A 19,181-nucleotide genomic window follows, 5' to 3' on the forward strand; every position below is an offset into this window, starting at 1 on the left:
TTAAGGCCTGAGCGTCTGAACCCGGCGATCACTCTGGCGCGGCGGCGAATACTGAGCGCCCGTTTTCGACAACCGACTGGTTCCTCGCACGAAAAACGCGAGCAAAATCTTGTCTTTACACAGTCTTCATGCTGACGGCCCAAGCTGTGCGCAGGAAGTAACCCCATGCACCACAAGCTTGGCTTTGACAGCGATTTCGACCTTACCGGCGCCGACACCCGGGCTCAGGCAAAAACGCGTCTGATCGTCGGCCTGGTCGTGTTTTGCTCCGGACTGACGGTCCTAGACTGGCGCCTAATGGTGACCTGGGCCGCCGCCTTCGCGATCGGAGACGGCCTCCTCTGGATCGCGACCGAGCCGAAAAACCAGCAGAGGCATCCCGCAGCCTTCCGTCTTCTTCGCTTGGCGGCGACTCTCTTATCAACCTGCGCCTGGGTGGGGGCCGGTGTGCTGTGGTGGTTTTCGGACGGAGGGCACGGAAAGGCGGCAGGGGTCGCCTTGATCGGCGGTGTCCTCATTTACATGATCCGGGGCTGTCACAGGTCGCTCGTTCAGATGCTCGTCACCGGGGTCCCGCCAGCGGTCGCCTTACTGGCGCTTCCCCTTTTTGAAGCGACCTGGAAAAACAAGCTGGGGCTGCTGACCTGCACGGGCCTCCTCGTCGCCTACGCGCTCAGTTCGGCCGTCAATGCCGTACGCTCCTACGCTCAGCTCCGAAAAACCACCGCCGCCCTCGTCATAAAACAGCAGGAGGCCGAGGCCGCGAGCATTTCGAAGAGCGAGTTCCTCGCCAATATGAGCCACGAAATCCGAACGCCGCTTAACGGTATTCTCGCCATGGCGCATGTTGTGGCGGCGGCCCCTCTCCCGCCACGCGAGAAGGAGGCGGCCAAGCTCATCTGTTCCTCGGGGCAGACGCTGGAGCGGCTGTTGTCCGACATACTCGATCTGGCCAAGGTGGAAGCCGGGCAGTTGGAGATCCAACTTGCCACCTTCCACGCAGGTGACCTCATTCAGAGTGCGGCAAGTCTGACCCGATCCATCGCAGAGGCCAAGGGCCTCAGCCTGACGGTGGCCATCGACGATGCCGCCGATCGCTTCGTCATCGGCGACGAGGTCCGTATCCGGCAGGTCGTGACCAACCTGCTCTCCAACGCAGTCAAATTCACACCGCATGGGTCCGTGAGTCTGTCGTTGACCAAGACGGCAGAAGGCCGACTGCGCTTCTGCGTCACAGACACCGGGGTGGGGTTCGGCGAAGACGAGAAAGCCCGCATCTTCGACCGCTTTCAGCAGGCCGACGGCACGATCACCCGTAGATTCGGCGGCACGGGCCTGGGCCTGTCGATCTCGCGACACCTGGTGGAGATGATGGGCGGCTCCCTCGACTGCGAGAGCAAAGCGGAAGAAGGATCGAGGTTCTGGTTCGAACTGGATCTGCCGGAGGACGGGACCGCCGGCGGCGACGTGGAGCAAGCGCCATCGGCGGCGATGACCGCGCGGAGGCTCCTGATCGTTGACGATCATCCAACAAACCTGACGGTCGTCCAGATCATCCTCGCCGGCGCAGGGGTATCGGTCACTACCGCGACTGATGGTCAAGAGGCGCTGACGGCCTGGAAAGCGGGCGACTTCGACCTGGTGCTCATGGATATGCAGATGCCCGTCATGGACGGACTTGCCGCCGTCCGCGCGATCAGAGCCATCGAGGGGCGCACCGGTCGGAGGAGGACGCCAGTCATCATGTTGACCGCAAACGCATCCCCGGAACATATCCGCGCGGGCGCGGCCGCAGGCGCGGACGGTCACCTCACCAAACCCATCAGCCCATCGTCCCTGTTCTCTTCGATCGAGACCGCCTTGGCGGGCGACGCGACAGAGGCGGATCCGGTTTTACCGGCAAGGGCCGGTGAGAGATTTTGAACCTGTTCCGGTTTGCCTCACGGCCCTGGAGGAATTCTGTGGCTTGCGAGACGCCGACCCGGCCCTAGGAGATGACTGAATGGCGGCGGTTGCCTGTCTCCGAGTTTTGCTGGACGGCAACCGCACCGACGTGCCGCCGGAACGGCTGGGGCCGCTGGTGGCGAAGTACGCCACGTGTTTTCTTGAGGTCCGCTGGACCTTCCCGCGCGTGTCAAAGTCTTTGAGCCACTACAGCTATCTGCTGACCGACCCGACAGCGCTCGAGCTCGACACGGTCGAACTCGCCCACCTGTCCCAGGATCTTCAGACACGCCTGTTTGGCACGGGCGTCGAGGACGCCGTCACCCTGGTTCTGTTCGAAGGCGATGCGCAAGCCATCGCCGCCTTCGCTGGATATTCCGCCGATGAGGTTCGGGCGGCGATGGACGACCCGAGCGCCCTGCCTTCAGGCGGGCGATTGAGGCGCATCGCGGCTGACGGGTCACTCGTCGATGTGCCAGAAGCCGCTTCCAGCCCCGCCGCCGCTCAAGCCCTCCGTTTCGGCTCTACCGTCGATGGCGCGCAGGGCATTTACTTCGCGCCGGGCGGGGCCTTCATCGGAGATGTCGTCAGCTGTACGCCAGCGTGCGAGCCAACCTACTACAGCATGGTTGAGGGGCTCGAGCATCGGCCTGGCCCTCGCGGCGGATGCCGAATATTTCCTGCTTCACGCACCATTCTCGCCAGGAAGATTTGGATCATTCCGGCCTCATCCGGGACAGGAAATCAGGCCTTTGAAGGTTGGCGGCGTTTTTTGGTGAAGGCTCCGGTCCGCGTCCTGATCCGCTCGCTCAGCCTTCCCCCGACCGCAGGTCGATCCAGGCGGGCGCGTGGTCGCTCGCCCCATCGTCGCCTCGAACCTCGCGGTCGATACCGGCGTCGGTCAGCCGAGCTGAGGCCTGGGGGTCAGCAGAAGATGATCGATACCCAGTAACGCGCCCATGAGGGCATGGCCTCCTGGAACATGGACTCTTGACTCGTTTCGACGTTTAGCTAATTGTCTTAGCATGAGTTCCGTCTTCAAAGCCTTGTCTGACCCAACCCGCCGGCGGGTGCTGCAGTTGCTCCGCAAAGGGCCGCTGAGCGCCGGCGACCTCAGTGATCAGTTCGACGTCTCCAAGCCGACCATGTCGGCGCACTTCACCGTGCTCAAGGAAGCAGACCTGGTGCACGCCGAGAAGTCGGGCAAGTCGATCATCTACCACCTGAAATTGTCCGTGCTCGAGGACGCCCTCCTGGGCTTCGTCGGGTCGTTCGACACCGGCGCGGGGGCCCCCGTCCTCACCAAGGAGACTGCGAAATGAACAGAGACCGCGTCAACAGCATCGCCTGGGCCGGCGGCATTATCGCTATTGCTCTGGCGGCCACGCTGGCTCGCCGACTGGGAGCCATCGATACCGACACAGTCACTCGCATCGTGATGGGGGCAACTGGCCTGATGGTCGCCTGGTACGGCAATCGCATGCCCAAGACCCTGGCCCCGAACACATGTGCACGACAGATCGCCCGCCTCGGCGGCTGGTCGCTGGCGATCAGCGGACTGATCTATGCAGGCCTTTGGGCGTTCGCGCCTTTTGAGACGAAGCTGATGTTCGGTTTCGGCTCGATCGTCGCCGGCATCTCTGCGACGGTGGCTTACGGCCTGATCCTGCGAGCAAGGGCGCGGACCGCCTCCTAAATCGGCGGCTCAGCGGCCATCCCGGGGCAACGACGGCGCCGCCGGTCTCACAGCCCATGATGTCCGGATTTATGGCGACGGCGGACCGCTCTCCGAAGACCGTCGGCGACAAGGCCAGAATCAATCCAGCCAAGCCATGCAGAAGGATCAATAAAGGCGCTGTCCTGTCTTCCGGAAAAAGGCGGGGGAACGGGTCGTCAACGCCCGCTCCGGAACCGCCAAATCGGTCTCAATGGAACCAGTTTCGGCAATGTGAGTTTACGCCTAAGCTTGTACTGTGACGCTTAGAACGACAGGCTGAGACACTGCGCTCGTATGTGCGTGGTTTATACGTCACCCGCTCTTGAGCACCGGCTGGCGAACGATTTTCGTTCCGCTCCCCGGAGGCCCTGATGCCTGAGACAGCACTCATCAACAACTGGCTCTTCGCCAGCATGGCCGTTGCCGACCAGGATGTGCTGCGTCCCTCTCTGGCGAGGCGCGAAGTCGAGATCGGGGACGTCCTGTTTTCTGCAGGTGACCACGTCGATGTCATCCATTTTCCCGTCTCCGCGCAGATCGCAAACATCATGCGGCTTCCGAGCGGTGAAAGCCTGGCCGTCAGTTCAGTCGGGCGCGAGGGTGTCACAGGCCTTGCGGCCTTCATGGCGCTGGAACCTTTGGGCTGGGACGCCGTCGCTCACGTTCCCGGGGTCGTTTGGGCGGTTCCGGCCGACGTTTTGAGAAATCTTGCCGTCCGCAGCCCTAGAGTCGCGGCGCAGCTTCTTGAAGTGACCCATCACAACCAGCTGGAGGCTCATAGTCTCGCCATCTGCGCGACCTTTCACCTGATCTTGCCCCGTCTAGCACGATGGATACTGACGCTGCAGGAGAGAACCGGACAGTCGAGTTTCGCGGTGACCCAAGCGGATTTCGCAAGCCTTCTTGGGGTTCAAAGAACGACCATCAGCGGGGCCATGCTTGACCTGAAAGCCAGCGGAGCCTTGGCGCGTGGAACCAGGGGCAAGGTGATCATCCGGGACCGGGACGCCTTGAAGGCGCTGGCCTGCGCCTGTCATCGCACGCACTAAGCAACAACGCCCACAGTGTCTGCTCCCCCCTCAGCAGACATTCCGAACGTCCGCCCTCGCGCCGGCGTGCTCGTTATCCAGCCATAGCGACTGATGCCGAATAGTTCTCGGCTCCCTCCACAGCGGCGCTCCATTTCTCCCGGAAGACTTTAATCTTACCCGAATCCTTCCGGGACCCGATATCAGCCATTCCAAGATCAGCGCCTGTTGGGCACGCATGATCGACCGTCATCATCCATCATCTGTTGCCTTGCCCATCGTCATCTGGCGACAGTGGGTTTCGCTTCGTCTCGTGCGGCATCCCCGTGTCATGGCGCGCCGGGTGCGGTCTTGGTCCGGTGAAGGCTTGGAGGCCGGATTATCATTCCAACATCCGGTTCGTGTCCTGCTCCGCTCGCTCAGCCTTCCCGCGACCTCAGATCGATCCATGCGGGCGCGTGGTCGCTCGCCCCTTCCTCGCCTCGCACCTCGCGGTCGACGCCGGCGTCTGTCAGCCGAGCCGAGGCCTCGGGGTTAAGCAGAAGATGATCGATACGCAGTCCCGCGTCGCGCGCCCAGGACGCCCGAAAATAGGACCAGAAGGTCCAGGGCGGAGGATCCTTGGGAAATCGCTCGCGCAGACCGTCAGTCCAGCCCTGGTCAAGCAAAGCAGCGAAGGCTGCTCGGCTCTCCGGTTGAAGCAGGGCGTCCGATTTCCAGGATCGGGTGTTGTAGATGTCGGCGTCAGTCGGCACGACATTGAAGTCGCCGGCCAGGACGACGGGAGCCCCCGTTCCGAACAGGCTGGCCGCGTGGCGGTTCAGCCGCTCGGCCCACGCCATCTTGTAGTCGAACTTCGGACCCGGTCGCGGATTGCCGTTGGGCTGATAAAGGCAGGCGATCAACACTCCCTCCACCGCCGCCTCTATATAGCGGCTTTGACAATCAGAAGTGTCGCCGGGAAGCCGTCGGCGGGTGACGATCGGAGGCCCGCCCCGACTGAGGATCGCCACGCCGTTCCAGCGGTGCTCCCCCTCCCACACGGCGTGATAGCCAAGGTCACGCATCGCCTTTTCAGGAAAGTGTTCGCCGCGCGCCTTCAGTTCCTGCAGACAGACCACGTCCGGCGCCTCAGCCCTCAACCAAGCCGTCAGGTTCGCAAGACGGGTGTTCACTCCGTTGATGTTGAAGGTTGCGATCCTCAAGCGTTCAGGCTCCGGTGCTGTTGCGCTGATGCGCTTGACGACGACCGGGCCGCTGGCGGGGAAGGTTGTTCTCCACCCCCTCGTCGATACCCGCTTCCTGTCGGTCGTGCGCCTTGTCCAGACGTGGTCTCACTTGGTCAGGTTGGCGCTTAGGCGCGCCCTTGGTCAGGTTGGCGCTTAGGCGCGCCGCGCGCTTCGACGGGGGTGTCTCGTAATCCGCGTCACGTTTGAAGGGGTTCGCCATGGCCTTGTCCTCGCGGTTTAACGGCGCGTCGAGCTCCCGGTTCACCCCCCCGTCAACACCGCCATTCCCGGCGGTATTGCCGGGAACCTGCGGCCCGCACCCGCTTCAGCATCACGACGCGGCGGCGAAGCTCTCGGGCCGTCGCCGGATTCTCTTCCATCGCCGCCACTGGAGCGAGCGCATCCGGATCAAGGGAGCCCACGCCCCGAAGCGCCGTCTCGGCGTCCGGCGAGAGGTGGGGGGTGTCATGCTGGGCGCCCAGGATGAAGGGGATGTCTGCCGGTCACATGGGCTGGTGCTGCGATCTAGTGAGGCAGCAGGACCACCTTGGTCCATTCGTTCTGATTGTCCTTGAAATTCTTGTAGCCCTCGGCGGCCTGCTCCAGCGGCAGACGGTGGGAGATGAGGTCGGTCGTGTTGATCTTGCCTTCGAGGATCAGCTGGAGCAGCTGGGGCAGGTAGTTCTGCACATGGGTCTGGCCGGTTTTGATCGTCAAACCCTTCTCCATGAAGGCGCCCACCGGAATCTTGTCGGCGAACCCGCCATAGACGCCGGGGACGGAGATCGTGCCGCCCTTCCGGACCGCCATGATCGTCTCGCGCAGCACATGGGCGCGGTCCGTTCCGAGCCGCACGCTGGTCTTGATGGCGTCGATGACATTATCCGGTGAAAAACCGTGGGCTTCCATGCCGACCGCATCAATACAGCTGTCGGGACCGATGCCGGCGGTCATCTCGGTCAAGGCCTCCCGCACCCTGACCTCGTGATAGTTGAGCACCTCGGCTCCGTTGGCCTTGGCCAGTTCAAGTCGGCGCGGATGATGGTCGATGGCGATGACCCGGCCGGCCCCCTGGAGTATGGCGCTCTTGATGGCGAACAGACCGACAGGGCCGCATCCCCAGATGGCGACCGTGTCGCCCGGTTTGATCTGACAGTTCTCGGCCGCCTGCCATCCCGTGGGGAAGATGTCGGACAGGAAGAGGACCCGTTCGTCCTCGATCCCATCGGGGATCACGATCGGCCCATAGTCTGAATACGGCACCCGCGCATACTCCGCCTGACCGCCCGCATACCCCCCTGTGAGATGGGAATAGCCGAAGGCGCCCGTCATGGCGTAGCCGTAGGCGATCTCGGAGGCGTCGGCCTTCTCGGCGGGATTGGAGTTATCGCAGGCGGCGGGCATCTTGTGGTCGCAGAAGAAACATTTGCCGCAGGCGATGACGAAGGGCACGACCACCCGGTCGCCGACCTTCAGGGTGGTGTTCTCCTTACCCACCTCCTCCACGACGCCCATGAACTCGTGGCCCAGGATGTCGCCGTTGGACATGCCCGGAATATAGCTGTCGTACAGATGCAGGTCCGAGCCGCAGATGGCGGTCGCCGTCACCTTGATGATGGCGTCGCGCGGGTTGACGATCTTGGGATCGGGAACGGTGTCGACCTTGACGTTGTGTTTGCCGTGCCAAGTGAGTGCGCGCATGATGTTCTCGTCTTCAGTAAAATGAAAGGGCGGCCTCGGCCGCGGGGCTCAGAGGTGTCGCTCACCGCGAGGCGCGGCGTCCGGAGCCTTCGATGTTGAGACCTCGCCGGTCTCCATCAGCTGTTTGAACCGGCGGAGCTCCCGTCGGGCCTGAACCCGGGGTTCACGCTGCAGGACCTTGGCGACGACCTTGCCGATCGCGCCCGCGGGCGGGTCGTAGCTGATGGACAGCCGCACCTCGGTTCCGCGCCCGAAGGCGTTGTCCCGGAACGCGATCCAGCCTTCGTGGTCGACGTCCGATCCTTCGCTCGAGGTCCAGGCGATGCGTTCGCCCGGAATGTCCTCGGTGATCTCGCAGACCAGTTCGACGTCCATTCCGCCGGGTCCGGCGATGGTCCACTGCGATCGGCCGGGCCCGAGAACCTCGACCGACTTCACGTTCTCCATGAAGCTCGGCAGATTGGTGATGTCGCTCCAGTAGTCATAGAGCTCAAGGCGGGGGCGGTTGATCATCGCCGCGCGGATACTGGCCGAGGAATGATCGCCCTCGACATTGTCCTTGTCGAGGAAGGCGGGCGAGGCGACCTCGGCGTCGGTCGAAATCGGATCTTTGGAAGACATGGCGAACTCCGTCTGCTGACCTTTCCAACCGTCTCGGCGTGATGCCGTTCCAGCGTCGCAATACGGAACATCGCTCAGGGTTTGCGACTTCTGGGCCTGGACCTAGAAGCGGAGATTCCTGTGTCGGATGATGGACTTAAAATGGCGACTTCGGCTCGCCCGCTCGCCTTGGTGACCGGCGCCTCGACCGGCATCGGCTATGAGCTCGCCAAGCTGTTCGCCTCGGATGGCTTCGATCTCGTGGTCGCCGCCGACACGCCGCTTGCCGATGCGAAAGAGGTCTTGGAAACACTCGGCGCACGGGTCGAGACGCTTCAGACGGACCTGTCGACGGAGGCTGGGGTCCAGTCGCTCTACGACCTCGTCGCGGGTCGGGTGATCGACGCACTCGCCGCCAATGCCGGTCACGGTCTAGGGCAAGCCTTCCTCGACCAGAGGTTTGAAGACGTCCTGCACGTGATCAACACCAACATCACCGGGACCACCCGCCTCCTCCATCTCGTCGGGCGCGACATGCGAAGCCGCGGGCGCGGGCAAATCCTCTTGACGGGATCGATCGCCGGCCTGATGCCGGGCGCTTTCGCCGCCGTGTACAACGCCTCCAAGGCCTATGTGGACAGTTTCTCCTTCGCCTTACGCAACGAGTTGAAGGACACGGGCGTCAGCGTGACGGTCCTGATGCCGGGCCCTACCGACACCGAGTTCTTCCACCGGGCGGGCCTCGATGACACCGCCGTCGGCCAGTCCACATCCAAGATGGATCCCGCCAAGGTCGCCGAGATCGGATACCGGGCCATGCAGCGCGGCGACGGTGACGTTGTCGCAGGTCTCATGAACAAGCTGCAGGCCGCGACAGCGGCGGTGACGCCCCAGACCGTGCTCGCGGAGATGCATCGCAAACAGGCGGAACCCGGCAGTGCGAACTGAAGACCCCAGCGCCTCAAGCCGTTCGCCCCCTTGGACCTTAGGCTAGGCTTTCCAGGTGTTCGGCTCGGCAGGATGTTCGTCGATCGATGCCACCGCGAAGGTTCGCCCGCCCCAGGGTCGGCTGTCGCCGATCGTCGACGCCAGGAGGCTCGACGGCGGCGGATCTTGCCGCGATGATGGCCCATGATCTCCCTTCTTGCGGCCGTGGTCCTGACCACCTCGCCGGCCTCGTCCATCCCCTCCGGCGTCTACCAGTCACGCGGCTACGGTTGGGTCCTCGACCGCAGGGTTTCGCCATCCCGTCTCTACCAGACGGCGGGGTCGGCCTGTTGGCTCGATGCCGGAGCCGAGCCCGACGCCGTCTTCCGTCATACGACCCAGCGACCCGATGGAGCCCTCGCCGTCACGTCGGATGCAGAGCCTCAAGCCACGGCCTATGTCTTCGATGCTGTGGCGGACCTGCCGCCGCAATGCCAGGAGGCCTCCGCCGACGCCTCTCGAGCCGTCAGGGCGATCGCCGACCTCATGAGCGAACGCTACCCCGGCTTTGACGCGCGCCGCGTCGACTTCGACGCCCGCCGCCACGCCATACTTGATCGCCTGCCCGACACCGCGTCGCCTGAAGCGGCCTTCGCCGCAGCCGAAACCCTGCTGGGCGGGCTGGACGACGCCCATATCGCGCTCTCGGCGGATCTTGAAGGCGGCGGACGAAGCCTCGCGGTTTCACAGGGTGAGACCCTGGATGCGATCCATGCCCGGCCCGGCGATCGGCCGGAGCGCGTCTGGCTCGGCGCATGGCGGTCCGGAGTTGAGGACACTATCCTCGGGGGCCAGGGCCATGTCGCCGCCAACAACCGGATCTTCTGGGGGCTGAGGGACGGGGTCGGATACCTGGCGATCGTCACCATGGGCGGGTTCGACCCGGACGACGCCGAAACACTTGCGCCCTTGGATGAGGCGCTCGACGCGGCCATGACGGCCTTTGCCCACGCCCGGGCCGTCGTCGTCGATGTCTCCAACAACCGCGGCGGTTACGATGCGGCGAGTTTGAAGATCGCCGGACGCTTCGCCGAGGCCCCTCGCCTCGCCTATCTCAAGCACGGTTGGGGCAGCGGAGAGCCCTATCAGCCGATCGTCGTCGAGCCGTCCGACCGACCCGGATACCACGGACCGGTCTGGCTGCTGACGAGCGACATCACGGTCAGCGCCGGGGAGACCTTCAGCCAGATGATGCGGGTCCTTCCCAATGTGACACACGCCGGGACGGCCACGCGAGGCGCCTTTTCCGACCAGACGTCGGTCACCTTGCCGAACGGCTGGTCCTTCGCCATGCCGATGGAGGCCTATGTCGATCCGGAAGGGCGGGCGCTCGAGGGCCACGGACTGCAGCCCCGGATTCCGCTGGCCCTCTATCCGGCCGGAGATCCGGATCGCGGCCACGCCCGCGCGGTCTCCGCCTTGATCACCCGCCTGTCCAGGACGCGGTGACGCCCTGCAGATGGCCTGGCGCAGCGGAGACGGGAGCGGTGACCACGTCATCGTCCGGGGGCTTGGGAAGAGCGCTCGCCGCCGGGCCGTCGGCGCCAGACCGGGCTCAACGCAAGGTCCGGAAGGTCACGGAGTAACGCTGGACTGCTCCGGGCGCGATACTGTGCTCCCAGATCTCACGGGCGGCGCCGTCGAGAAGATAGGCCGAGCGGGGCGCGAGCGGAGCGGCCTGCCGATCCCATCCCGTTGGCGTGCGTCGACGCAACCTGAGCACGGCCAGCGATCCGAAGGAGACGCCGACGACCCGACCATAGTCCGGGCGGTCACGATGCCAGCCAATGCCGGCGCCCGGCGGATAGTCGATGACCATGGCCTGCCCCAGAGCGTCCGCCCGAATCCCGGCAAACCCGGCCGCCCGATCTCTCAAGGGGAGCAGCCAGGCCGGGATCGCTTCGGCCGGCTGCATCCGGCTATGGGTGAAGTCATAGCTTGATCCGAAGGACACCGTGCGCCGGTTGCCCTTGAACCCCCGAAAGTCGAACGGTTCGAACGCGAGACCGATGAAGCGGGCGATCAGAGCGGACTCCTCCGCCTCCGTGATCAGGGCGGCCTCATATTTCAGGCCGGGCGGTCCGAGGTCAGCGAGTGGAAAGAGCGGCGGCAAGGGCGTCATCACCGGATATAGGCAGGCTTTGCGAACATTGGAACCAACGCCGTTCGTTCAGGCTTTCCTCGTCAACTGAAGAACTTAACGGAAATCCGATGATGAAATCCCTGCTCGCGGCGGCCGCGGCCGCCTGCCTGTTCGCTGGCGCGGCCTCGGCCCAGGACTATGCCTATCGGTGGACCCCCGCCGGAACGCTCGCGCCGACACCCCCCGCGCCGACCTTCCTCATCCTGGGCGGCGCCGGCGATCTCTACGAGGTCGAGTCGAGCCGACTGGTGCTGGCGACGACCCAGAATCCGGAGATCCGTCGCTTCGCCCAGATGATGGTCGACCATCACACCAAGACAACCCAGGACGCTGCGGCTGCCGCCCTGCGCGCCGGCCTGACGCCGCCGACACCCATGCTGGACGCCCCCAAGTCGGCGATGCTGGCGAGCTTGGCCCGCTTCGATGGCGCCGAGCGCGACAACCTCTATCTCACCCAGCAGTTGATGGCCCACAAGGAGGCGCTCGGCCTGATGAAGACCTATGCCGAGACCGGGGACACGCCCGAACTGAAGGCCGCCGCCGCCGCCGCCGTCACCGTCGTCCAGACCCATCTGACCCTGGTCGAGCGACTGATGCGCTGACGCGCGCCGCGCCGCCCCTCCCGATTTCACCTCTTCATCGAGCAAACCCATGACCTCTCGACTGACCCTCCTGGCGACCTCGGCCGCCCTCGTCGCCACCCTCTCCGCCTGCGCCCCCGGCAGGGGGATGGAGACCCGGCCCCCGTCGCCGCCGATGAGCGCCGTCGCGCCCCTGGGGATGACGGCCCGGCCCGACGCAGACATGCAGGCCGTCCTCGACGCCCACGCCGCCCTAGGCGCCCGACCCATCGAGAGCCTGACCGTCGCCCAGGCCCGGAGCCAGCCCTCGCCCGCGGACGCGGTCAATCGCGTCAAGACCATGATGGGGATGCCGACCGGGCCTGACGCCAGTGTCACCACGACAGACCTGACCTATCCGACCGGCGGTGCGACCCAGCCGGTCCGGGTCTACAAGCCCGCCGGCGCCACCGGCGCCAACCTGCCTGTCGTGGTCTACTTCCACGGGGGCGGCTGGGTCATCGCCGACCTCGACGTCTATGACGCCACACCGCGAGCGATGGCCAAGACCCTCAACGCCATCGTCGTCTCGGTCGAATACCGCAAGGGTCCGGAACACCGGTTCCCCGCCTTCTACGAGGACGCCAACAATGCCTGGAAATGGGTTCAGGAAAACGCCCGGGCCTGGGGCGGCGACCCGATGAACATCGCCGTCGCCGGCGAGAGCGCCGGCGGCAACCTGGCGCTCAATGTCGCCATCGCCGCGCGGGATGGCGGCTGGACCCAGCCGAAGGCCATCCTGGCCGTCTATCCGATCGCAGATTCCAATCCTCAACTGCCTTCGAAGCTGGAGAATACAGCCAGCCTGCCGCTGCGCACGCCGACGCTCGGCTGGTTCGGCCAGTACGCCCTTCGCAGCCCAGCCGATCAGACCGACTCCCGCTACAATCTCGTGGCCGCCAATCTGCGCGGTCTGGGACCGGTGACCATCGTCAACGCCCAGATCGATCCCCTGCGGTCGGATGGGGAGACCCTGATGACGGCCCTGCGTGCGGCCGGGGTTCCTGTCGAGCGCAGGGTCTGGGACGGCGCCGTCCACGAGTTCTTCTCCATGGCGGATGTGGTGGCCGACGCCCGAGAGGCCCAGGCCTGGTCCTTCGGCCGCCTGAGACTGGCGCTCCGCTAGTGACCCGCGCCACCGCCCCGGAATCATCCGGGGCGGTTTTCCGCAGTCTCTGCCCTCCAGACATCGTGAACTGTCGCATGAGACTGGCGGCTCTGGACGGGGTCGGGAACGAGGCCCTGCGCAGCCTGCAGCATGGGCCCGGATTTGAACCGCCGATCCCCAGGCAGGCTTGCGCTGGCCGACACGGCTGATCCGGCCTCTGCGGGCGGCTGTGCGAGGGGGCGGCCCTCTAAACGAACAACAGGCTGGCGTGAACGCATGGGCCCATACGCCGTTGAGCAGCATGAACTTCGCCGATCTCGCGCCCTCGCCCTACATCGTCGGCCTGACAGGGGCGGGTCTGCTGATCGCACTCGTGGCTTGGCTCCCGACCGCACTGAAGCGGATACCCCTCTCCCTGCCCATCATCTGCATCGGATTGGGCGCGGCGATCTTCTCCATCCCTGCGGTGACCCTCAACCCCGTGCCGGTCGACTACCCGGAGGTCACCGAGCGGTTCACCGAGTTCGTCGTCATCATCGCGCTGATGGGCGCTGGACTGAAGATCGACCGTGTCTTCCACTTCCGACACTGGGCTGTGACCTGGCGGCTCCTCGCCATCACCATGCCGCTCAGCATCGTGGCGATCGCGCTGCTCGGCCTGTGGGGCGGACTGCCCTGGGTGGCGGCGATCCTTCTGGGCGCGAGCCTGGCCCCGACCGACCCGGTCCTCGCGGCGGACGTCCAGGTCGGCCCGCCGAAGACCGGGGAAGAAGACGAGGTCCGCTTCGGCCTGACGTCGGAGGCCGGGCTCAACGACGGACTGGCCTTCCCCTTTGTCCACCTCGCCATCGCCCTGGCCCTGGCGGCCCAGACCGGAGAGCCCTGGCTGGTCGACTGGCTGACCTATAATGTCGCCTGGGAGATCGGCGTCGGCGTGGTCGGCGGTTGGCTGGTGGGCCGGATCTTCGGCTGGTTGACCTTCCGCATCGATTCCAAGAGCAAGCTGGCGCGGACCGGCGACGGGCTGATCGCCATCGCCGCGACCTTTATCTCCTACGGCCTGACGGAGATGGTCCACTGCTACGGCTTCCTCGCCGTCTTCATCACGGCCCTGACCCTGCGCCACGCCCATCGCGATCACGAATTCCAGCGCGAGATGCACGACGTCACCGAGCAGGTGGAGCGGCTGGCCATGATGGTCCTCCTCCTCCTCTTCGGCGGCGCCCTGGTCGGCGGCCTTTTATCGACCCTGACCTGGATCGACGTCGGCATCGCCGTCGCGGTCTTGCTGGTCGTGCGCCCGTTGGCGGGCCTGATCGGGCTCATCGGCGTCAAGGCGACACGCAGCGAGAAACTGACGCTGGCCTTCTTCGGCATCCGCGGCGTCGGCTCGATCTACTATGTCGCCTATGCGCTGAACCATGCGGCCTTTCCCCAGCCGGAGCGGCTGTGGGCCATCGTCGGGCTCATCATCCTGCTGTCGATCCTCCTGCACGGGCTGACGGTGACGCCGATCATGCGCCGCCTCGATCGGACACAGGGACGCGATCCCGATGCGCCCGAGAACGACGGCGTGCCTCCGCCGGGCCTGGCGGGACCGGCGGCCCAAGGCGCACGGCCCTGACCCGGATCGAATGATCGATCGACGCCGGCGGTCGCCGCGCCTGCAAGCCTGTTGGTGAGGCGGCTTGCGGCTGGCGCATCGCCGTGACCTTGTTTTGAGACATCGAACAGACCTGCGGGACGTGCGGAGCCAACTCGTCGGTGAAGCGTTGCCGCGGATGATGTCCGTCGCTGCAACCCGTCTCCGCGCCAATCGCAGTTATCTGCGTGATCTTGGGCGCGCATTCGCTGGAGCCCTGGTGTTCAGCATACCCCTGCTGATGACCATGGAGATGTGGCAGCAGGGCGTGGTCATGGAGCGATGGCGCCTTCTCGCCTACATCCTGATCAGCCTGCCGCTGCTTTACGGACTCGCCTTCTACGCCGGCTTCTCGAAGCGACGGGGCCTGGTCAACGATCTGCTCGACACCGCTGTCGCCCTGGCCGTCGGCTGCATCACCGCCTCGGTCCTCCTGATCCTGTTTGGCGTCGTGCAGTGGGACGCGCCGCCGCGGGAGGCCGTCGGCATGGTCGCGCTTCAAGCCATACCCGGCGCCATGGGCGCCCTTCTCGCCCGTCGTCAGCTCAACGGCTCGGGCCGCGGCGACTCGGACGAGGACGAGGCCTCCTACGTCGGTGAGCTGTTCCTGATGGCGGCCGGCGCCCTGTTCTTCGCCATGAATGTCGCCCCGACCGAGGAGATGATCCTGATCGCCTACAAGGCCACGCCGATTCATGCGCTGAGCCTGATCGCCGTCTCGGTCCTGCTGCTGCATCTGATCGTCTACAACGCGGGCTTCGCGGGTCAGGAGGAAGCTGGCGAACCTCTCAAGGCCTTCTGTCACTACACCCTGCCCGGCTACGCCATCGCGCTCGGCGTTAGCCTGTTCGTGCTCTTCATCTTCGGTCGCACCGATGCCCATGCCTTCACCGGCGTGATCCAGACCGTGATCGTCCTCGGCTTCCCCGCCGCAATCGGCGCCGCCGCCGCCCGTCTTCTGGTCTGACCCCATGGCTCCTCGCAAGACACCCCCCAAGGCCGCCCCGCTCCGAACCACTCCGGCGCTTCAGTGGGCCATGGCCATCCTCGGCGGGGTGGTCACGGCCGCCATCACCGGCGTCGTGATCTGGGAAGCGCTCCAGCCGGCGGCCCCTCCGGCCCTGAGTGCGCGGATCGTCGCCATCGAGGCCACCGCGGCCGGCCATGTCGCGGTCATCAAGGTCGTGAATGAGGGGGACGACACCGCCTCCGCCGTCGATATCGAAGGCGTCCTCGGGGCCGAACAGGCGAGCGCGACCGTCGACTATGTTCCCGGCCACGGCCACGCCAAGGCCTTCCTGCGGTTCGACGCGGACCCTCGCGCGGCGTCCGTCACCGTCAAGGGCTGGTCGGCGCCATAGGGGGGTGGCGCCATCGGCCGCGCCTTTGCTTCAATCAGCGGACCGCCTGGGCGCTTAGCGCCTCCTGACCAGGTCGGCGGCAAGCCCGGGTTCGGCCACGCTCAGGCGGGTGCGGCCCCGTCGAACTCCTTGAAGGCGCGACGGATGTCCTCGATGTCGCCGCGATCCGCCGCATCGACCGTGACGACGATGCGACCTTCCAAGGGCGCGTCGGTCCTCGCCTCGACGCTGGGTTCCGCCGCCTTGTCGTCTCCGCCGGACGTCGCCTCGCCGGCGGAGTTGTCGTCGCCCTCGGGGCCGACATGGATCGCTTCGCGGGCGAGGTCGAACGCCTGCACGAGCCGCTCGACGACGAGCTCGGCCTCTCGGCGGGTGGCGAAGGTCGCCGTCATCTTCGAAGTCATGGGTCACCGTCATTCTGTTGCAGGATCGGTGAACGCCTGCGGCGACCATTTTGCTCCCGTCAGGTCGGCGTCGTGCGCGGCTCAGCCGTGTCGGGCGGCCCGATGTTCAGGCGCGACCCAGGTCACGGCCGGCAGGGTTTCCACACCCGGTTTGGCGAGCAAATAGCCCTGCATCAGCGAGACGCCGAGGTCCTCGAGCGCGTCATGCTCGCTCACGGTCTCGATGCCCTCGCATACCGGCTCAATACCGAGATCGCGAAGCATGCCCAGGGTGTGGCTGACGATCGTCCGTTTGACCGGATCGCTGTCGATGCCGCGGATCAGGTCCATGTCCAGTTTGACGATGTCCGGCTGGAATTTCGTCAGCAGACCCAGACCGGCGTAGCCGGAGCCGAAGTCGTCGATGGCGGTCTTGAACCCCATGGCGCGGTAGGACCGCAGGATGTTCAGGATATGCGGGGTGTCCAGTTGCTCGTCTTCGGTGAACTCGAAGATGATCCGGTCAATCGGAAAGCCCGTCCGCATGGCAGCCTCGAGCGTGACCCGTATGCAGGCACGGGGCTCGTAGACAGCATTGGGCAGGAAGTTGATCGAGAGGTGCGCGCCTGAAGCCGCGAGGTCGAGCCCCGCGCCGAGCTCAATCGCGGTCTTGCGACACAGCTGGTCGAAGGCGTATCGATTTTCTGGCGACACCTGGGCAAGCACTGCGCCTGCGCCTTGACCATCCCGCCCACGCACCAGAGCCTCGTAGGCATAGACCGTCCGGGATCGCACATCGACGATCGGCTGGAACGCCATGGTGATCGGAAGTTCAAATCCGGTTCCATCTTTGCAGGCCGTGCAGGGCATCACTCTGTACTCCGTTCAATGCGAAGACTACCGAGCGCTAGTTAAGGAATGTCTGTCCGGGCGAATGCGATCACGCACTCAGCGATGTCTGGAGCATCTCCGGCCCTGGCGTTAAATCATTTGGCAGGCCAAGGGGCTAGCGCCCCATTCGACAGCGCTCCTATGCTCGTCAGACATCGAGAGCAGGGAGACGGCCCGCGCTCTCCTCACATCAGGCTCTGCAAGGTCCCCTCATTCTCGTCTTGCTCAGTCTGGCTATCGGGTCCGCCACGGCCCAGATCGTACCGGTCTGGCGCATCGGCACTGATGTGACACCGACGATATGCCTCGAAACCCACGGACGCGAAACTGACGTCACTGAGAAGACGCAGTTCGGCCAGCGCCGCCGCATGCTCATCATCGCTCGCAGCGACCCATTCCAGTTGGAAGCCATCACCCCGCCGGAGCTGAAGCGTGAAATGATAATCCCGCATGCATTTCCTCCCGAACATCACGGCCGGTGTCGGCGGGCTTGGGGGGCTCGCACCCTCAAAGGATAGGGCGAGCGGGGCTGAGCGCCTGAATTTACGGCTTTCCAGCGAATAACCTCCCCCGCCCGGGAACGATGCGGCGCCGGGTCGGTTGGTGGGCCAGTCAGGACCCCTCATGCCCCTCATCCCCCTTCTCAAGCTGGTCTTCGGCCTGCTGTCTCTCCTCATTCTGGGAACGGCGGCCTGGCTGCTCTGGACTTGGTGGGAAGGGTATCTGATCCCGGCCGGCGATGGCGCCGGTCTGATCTTCGTGCGTGACGCCTGGCGCCTCTGGACCGGGCTGGGCCTGTTGGCCTTTTCGTTCATGGGCCGACCGATCATCATGCTGCTGCTGGCCCGTAGCGACACCGACCCGTCCGTCGCACGTCGGGAGGACGGCGCCTTCATCGATGGCGTGGAGGCGAGCCTCTATGTCGAGCGCCGTGGCGCGGGATCGGGCGTTCCGTTGGTTCTGACCCACGGCTGGGGTCTGGACAGCACCATCTGGGACTATGCGTCCCGAGCCCTGGGGATCCGTCACCCGCTGGTTATCTGGGATCTGCCAGGCCTTGGCCGTTCGAAGGTGAAGCCGACCGGCGTCACCCTGCCCGCCTTCGCCGAGGATCTGCGGCGGGTCGTCATTAGTTCAGGCGATGGGCGCGTCGTCCTTGTCGGTCACAGCATCGGCGGGATGACGATCCAGACGCTGGTCCGCGACCACCCCGATTTCGTTCGTGACCGCGTGTCGGGCGTGGTCCTGATCAACACCACCTACACCAACCCGCTTCGGACGATGATCTTCCCGGGTCTGCTCAAAGCCTTGCAGAAGCCGGTAATCGAGCCCGTTTTCCACCTCATGGCCTGGCTTCAGCCGCTGTTCTGGCTCGGCGCCTGGCAGGGCTATCTGAGCGGATCGGCGCACATGGCCAACCGCCTCGGCGTCGGTCGTTATGTCACCCGCAGCCAACTTGAACACACAACCCTTCTGGCGACCCGCAATCCGCCGGGCGTCCAGGCGCGGGGCAATCTGGCCATGTTCGATTGGGACGCGACCGGAGCTCTGCGTGACCTCGGCGTTCCTCTGCTCGTTCTCGGCGGTGCGCTCGACATCGTCACCAAGCCTGACGCCAGCCAGGTCATGGCCGCCGACGCGCCGTCAGCCGAGCTCGACGTCATCGACGGCGTCAATCACATGGGATTCCTGGAGCGGGCGGACAGCTACCACCTCGCCATCGACACCTTCGTTGCATCCCTGCCCGCACCGATCGACATGCGGCCGCCCGGCCTCGAAGTCGCAACCGCCCTGCGGTGATGCTTCACAACACCTCAGCCGGCCCGG

At 65.2% G+C, this 19,181-nt stretch carries 21 protein-coding genes; 13 read left to right on the forward strand and 8 right to left on the reverse strand.

Annotated elements, in window-relative coordinates; translation table 11 throughout:
* The first annotated feature begins 165 nt into the window (after positions 1–165).
* From ACO05L_RS10690 to ACO05L_RS10710, 5 genes are all read left to right on the forward strand, one after another.
* Positions 166–1,923, forward strand: a complete 1,758-nt coding sequence (locus tag ACO05L_RS10690; protein WP_421729158.1) for an ATP-binding protein — start codon at positions 166–168, stop codon at positions 1,921–1,923.
* A 79-nt stretch (positions 1,924–2,002) separates the two neighbouring features.
* Positions 2,003–2,896: a hypothetical protein gene (locus ACO05L_RS10695; protein ID WP_421729159.1), complete on the forward strand. Its 894-nt coding sequence runs from the start codon at positions 2,003–2,005 to the stop codon at positions 2,894–2,896.
* Between the two features lie 73 nt (positions 2,897–2,969).
* The gene (locus ACO05L_RS10700; protein WP_421729160.1) at positions 2,970–3,266 is read left to right on the forward strand and encodes an autorepressor SdpR family transcription factor; all 297 of its coding nucleotides are present in this window, start codon (positions 2,970–2,972) and stop codon (positions 3,264–3,266) included.
* The gene (locus ACO05L_RS10705) at positions 3,263–3,640 is read left to right on the forward strand and encodes an ammonium transporter (protein ID WP_421729161.1); all 378 of its coding nucleotides are present in this window, start codon (positions 3,263–3,265) and stop codon (positions 3,638–3,640) included. The genes ACO05L_RS10700 and ACO05L_RS10705 overlap by 4 nt, the downstream gene beginning before the upstream one ends.
* A gap of 392 nt (positions 3,641–4,032) precedes the next feature.
* Positions 4,033–4,710 (forward strand): Crp/Fnr family transcriptional regulator, encoded by a 678-nt coding sequence (locus ACO05L_RS10710; protein WP_421729162.1) that lies wholly within the window; start codon positions 4,033–4,035, stop codon positions 4,708–4,710.
* 398 nt (positions 4,711–5,108) lie between these two features.
* Here the strand turns inward: ACO05L_RS10710 and ACO05L_RS10715 are convergent, their stop codons facing one another.
* The 4 genes from ACO05L_RS10715 to ACO05L_RS10730 all read right to left on the reverse strand — a co-directional run bounded on the left by ACO05L_RS10715 (position 5,109) and on the right by ACO05L_RS10730 (position 8,240).
* A complete protein-coding gene (locus tag ACO05L_RS10715) occupies positions 5,109–5,894 on the reverse strand; it encodes an exodeoxyribonuclease III (RefSeq protein WP_421729163.1) in 786 nt (261 codons plus the stop codon).
* 4 nt (positions 5,895–5,898) lie between these two features.
* Positions 5,899–6,138, reverse strand: coding sequence for a hypothetical protein (locus ACO05L_RS10720; RefSeq protein ID WP_421729164.1), 240 nt, complete (start codon positions 6,136–6,138; stop codon positions 5,899–5,901).
* A 305-nt stretch (positions 6,139–6,443) separates the two neighbouring features.
* On the reverse strand, positions 6,444–7,619 hold the full coding sequence (locus tag ACO05L_RS10725; RefSeq protein ID WP_421729165.1) for a zinc-dependent alcohol dehydrogenase: 1,176 nt from the start codon (positions 7,617–7,619) through the stop codon (positions 6,444–6,446).
* Between the two features lie 48 nt (positions 7,620–7,667).
* Positions 7,668–8,240, reverse strand: coding sequence for an SRPBCC family protein (locus ACO05L_RS10730; protein ID WP_421729166.1), 573 nt, complete (start codon positions 8,238–8,240; stop codon positions 7,668–7,670).
* 141 nt (positions 8,241–8,381) lie between these two features.
* On the opposite strand from ACO05L_RS10730, the gene ACO05L_RS10735 reads away from it, so the two are divergent.
* Both ACO05L_RS10735 and ACO05L_RS10740 read left to right on the forward strand, forming a co-directional pair.
* Positions 8,382–9,167, forward strand: a complete 786-nt coding sequence (locus ACO05L_RS10735) for an SDR family NAD(P)-dependent oxidoreductase (protein ID WP_421729167.1) — start codon at positions 8,382–8,384, stop codon at positions 9,165–9,167.
* A gap of 183 nt (positions 9,168–9,350) precedes the next feature.
* Positions 9,351–10,655: a S41 family peptidase gene (locus ACO05L_RS10740; protein WP_421729168.1), complete on the forward strand. Its 1,305-nt coding sequence runs from the start codon at positions 9,351–9,353 to the stop codon at positions 10,653–10,655.
* 106 nt (positions 10,656–10,761) lie between these two features.
* Here the strand turns inward: ACO05L_RS10740 and ACO05L_RS10745 are convergent, their stop codons facing one another.
* On the reverse strand, positions 10,762–11,328 hold the full coding sequence (locus tag ACO05L_RS10745; RefSeq protein ID WP_421729169.1) for an alpha-ketoglutarate-dependent dioxygenase AlkB: 567 nt from the start codon (positions 11,326–11,328) through the stop codon (positions 10,762–10,764).
* Between the two features lie 89 nt (positions 11,329–11,417).
* Between ACO05L_RS10745 and ACO05L_RS10750 the strand changes: the two genes are divergently transcribed.
* From ACO05L_RS10750 to ACO05L_RS10770, 5 genes are all read left to right on the forward strand, one after another.
* Positions 11,418–11,951 carry a DUF4142 domain-containing protein gene (locus ACO05L_RS10750; RefSeq protein ID WP_421729170.1) on the forward strand — a complete coding sequence of 178 codons (534 nt, stop codon included), beginning with the start codon at positions 11,418–11,420 and terminating at the stop codon, positions 11,949–11,951.
* A 49-nt stretch (positions 11,952–12,000) separates the two neighbouring features.
* Positions 12,001–13,095 (forward strand): alpha/beta hydrolase, encoded by a 1,095-nt coding sequence (locus ACO05L_RS10755; RefSeq protein WP_421729171.1) that lies wholly within the window; start codon positions 12,001–12,003, stop codon positions 13,093–13,095.
* Between the two features lie 283 nt (positions 13,096–13,378).
* A complete protein-coding gene (locus tag ACO05L_RS10760) occupies positions 13,379–14,701 on the forward strand; it encodes a cation:proton antiporter (protein ID WP_421729172.1) in 1,323 nt (440 codons plus the stop codon).
* Between the two features lie 238 nt (positions 14,702–14,939).
* Entirely contained in the window at positions 14,940–15,686 is a 747-nt protein-coding gene (locus ACO05L_RS10765) for a TIGR02587 family membrane protein (protein WP_421729173.1), read from the forward strand.
* Between the two features lie 4 nt (positions 15,687–15,690).
* On the forward strand, positions 15,691–16,080 hold the full coding sequence (locus ACO05L_RS10770) for a hypothetical protein (RefSeq protein WP_421729174.1): 390 nt from the start codon (positions 15,691–15,693) through the stop codon (positions 16,078–16,080).
* 101 nt (positions 16,081–16,181) lie between these two features.
* Here ACO05L_RS10770 and ACO05L_RS10775 read toward each other — a convergent pair whose 3' ends face one another.
* The 3 genes from ACO05L_RS10775 to ACO05L_RS10785 all read right to left on the reverse strand — a co-directional run bounded on the left by ACO05L_RS10775 (position 16,182) and on the right by ACO05L_RS10785 (position 17,806).
* Positions 16,182–16,484 (reverse strand): hypothetical protein, encoded by a 303-nt coding sequence (locus tag ACO05L_RS10775; protein ID WP_421729175.1) that lies wholly within the window; start codon positions 16,482–16,484, stop codon positions 16,182–16,184.
* 81 nt (positions 16,485–16,565) lie between these two features.
* Positions 16,566–17,333, reverse strand: coding sequence for an EAL domain-containing protein (locus ACO05L_RS10780; RefSeq protein WP_421729176.1), 768 nt, complete (start codon positions 17,331–17,333; stop codon positions 16,566–16,568).
* 206 nt (positions 17,334–17,539) lie between these two features.
* The gene (locus tag ACO05L_RS10785; RefSeq protein WP_421729177.1) at positions 17,540–17,806 is read right to left on the reverse strand and encodes a hypothetical protein; all 267 of its coding nucleotides are present in this window, start codon (positions 17,804–17,806) and stop codon (positions 17,540–17,542) included.
* A gap of 172 nt (positions 17,807–17,978) precedes the next feature.
* Between ACO05L_RS10785 and ACO05L_RS10790 the strand changes: the two genes are divergently transcribed.
* Positions 17,979–19,154, forward strand: coding sequence for an alpha/beta fold hydrolase (locus ACO05L_RS10790; RefSeq protein WP_421729178.1), 1,176 nt, complete (start codon positions 17,979–17,981; stop codon positions 19,152–19,154).
* The last annotated feature ends 27 nt before the right edge of the window (positions 19,155–19,181 follow it).

Origin of the sequence: Brevundimonas sp., assembly GCF_965227765.1 — a bacterium.
GTDB lineage: Bacteria > Pseudomonadota > Alphaproteobacteria > Caulobacterales > Caulobacteraceae > Brevundimonas.

Bases quoted from the DNA above. Each gene is read 5' to 3' on its own strand.
- ACO05L_RS10720 (WP_421729164.1), bottom strand. From the start codon at position 6,138: ATGGCGAACCCCTTCAAACGTGACGCGGATTACGAGACACCCCCGTCG.
- ACO05L_RS10710 (WP_421729162.1), top strand. From the start codon at position 4,033: ATGCCTGAGACAGCACTCATCAACAACTGGCTCTTCGCCAGCATGGCC.
- ACO05L_RS10705 (WP_421729161.1), top strand. From the start codon at position 3,263: ATGAACAGAGACCGCGTCAACAGCATCGCCTGGGCCGGCGGCATTATC.
- ACO05L_RS10740 (WP_421729168.1), top strand. From the start codon at position 9,351: ATGATCTCCCTTCTTGCGGCCGTGGTCCTGACCACCTCGCCGGCCTCG.
- ACO05L_RS10770 (WP_421729174.1), top strand. From the start codon at position 15,691: ATGGCTCCTCGCAAGACACCCCCCAAGGCCGCCCCGCTCCGAACCACT.
- ACO05L_RS10700 (WP_421729160.1), top strand. From the start codon at position 2,970: ATGAGTTCCGTCTTCAAAGCCTTGTCTGACCCAACCCGCCGGCGGGTG.
- ACO05L_RS10745 (WP_421729169.1), bottom strand. From the start codon at position 11,328: ATGACGCCCTTGCCGCCGCTCTTTCCACTCGCTGACCTCGGACCGCCC.
- ACO05L_RS10780 (WP_421729176.1), bottom strand. From the start codon at position 17,333: ATGCCCTGCACGGCCTGCAAAGATGGAACCGGATTTGAACTTCCGATC.
- ACO05L_RS10695 (WP_421729159.1), top strand. From the start codon at position 2,003: ATGGCGGCGGTTGCCTGTCTCCGAGTTTTGCTGGACGGCAACCGCACC.
- ACO05L_RS10785 (WP_421729177.1), bottom strand. From the start codon at position 17,806: ATGCGGGATTATCATTTCACGCTTCAGCTCCGGCGGGGTGATGGCTTC.
- ACO05L_RS10775 (WP_421729175.1), bottom strand. From the start codon at position 16,484: ATGACTTCGAAGATGACGGCGACCTTCGCCACCCGCCGAGAGGCCGAG.
- ACO05L_RS10750 (WP_421729170.1), top strand. From the start codon at position 11,418: ATGATGAAATCCCTGCTCGCGGCGGCCGCGGCCGCCTGCCTGTTCGCT.
- ACO05L_RS10790 (WP_421729178.1), top strand. From the start codon at position 17,979: ATGCCCCTCATCCCCCTTCTCAAGCTGGTCTTCGGCCTGCTGTCTCTC.
- ACO05L_RS10735 (WP_421729167.1), top strand. From the start codon at position 8,382: ATGGCGACTTCGGCTCGCCCGCTCGCCTTGGTGACCGGCGCCTCGACC.
- ACO05L_RS10755 (WP_421729171.1), top strand. From the start codon at position 12,001: ATGACCTCTCGACTGACCCTCCTGGCGACCTCGGCCGCCCTCGTCGCC.
- ACO05L_RS10760 (WP_421729172.1), top strand. From the start codon at position 13,379: ATGAACTTCGCCGATCTCGCGCCCTCGCCCTACATCGTCGGCCTGACA.
- ACO05L_RS10690 (WP_421729158.1), top strand. From the start codon at position 166: ATGCACCACAAGCTTGGCTTTGACAGCGATTTCGACCTTACCGGCGCC.
- ACO05L_RS10725 (WP_421729165.1), bottom strand. From the start codon at position 7,619: ATGCGCGCACTCACTTGGCACGGCAAACACAACGTCAAGGTCGACACC.
- ACO05L_RS10730 (WP_421729166.1), bottom strand. From the start codon at position 8,240: ATGTCTTCCAAAGATCCGATTTCGACCGACGCCGAGGTCGCCTCGCCC.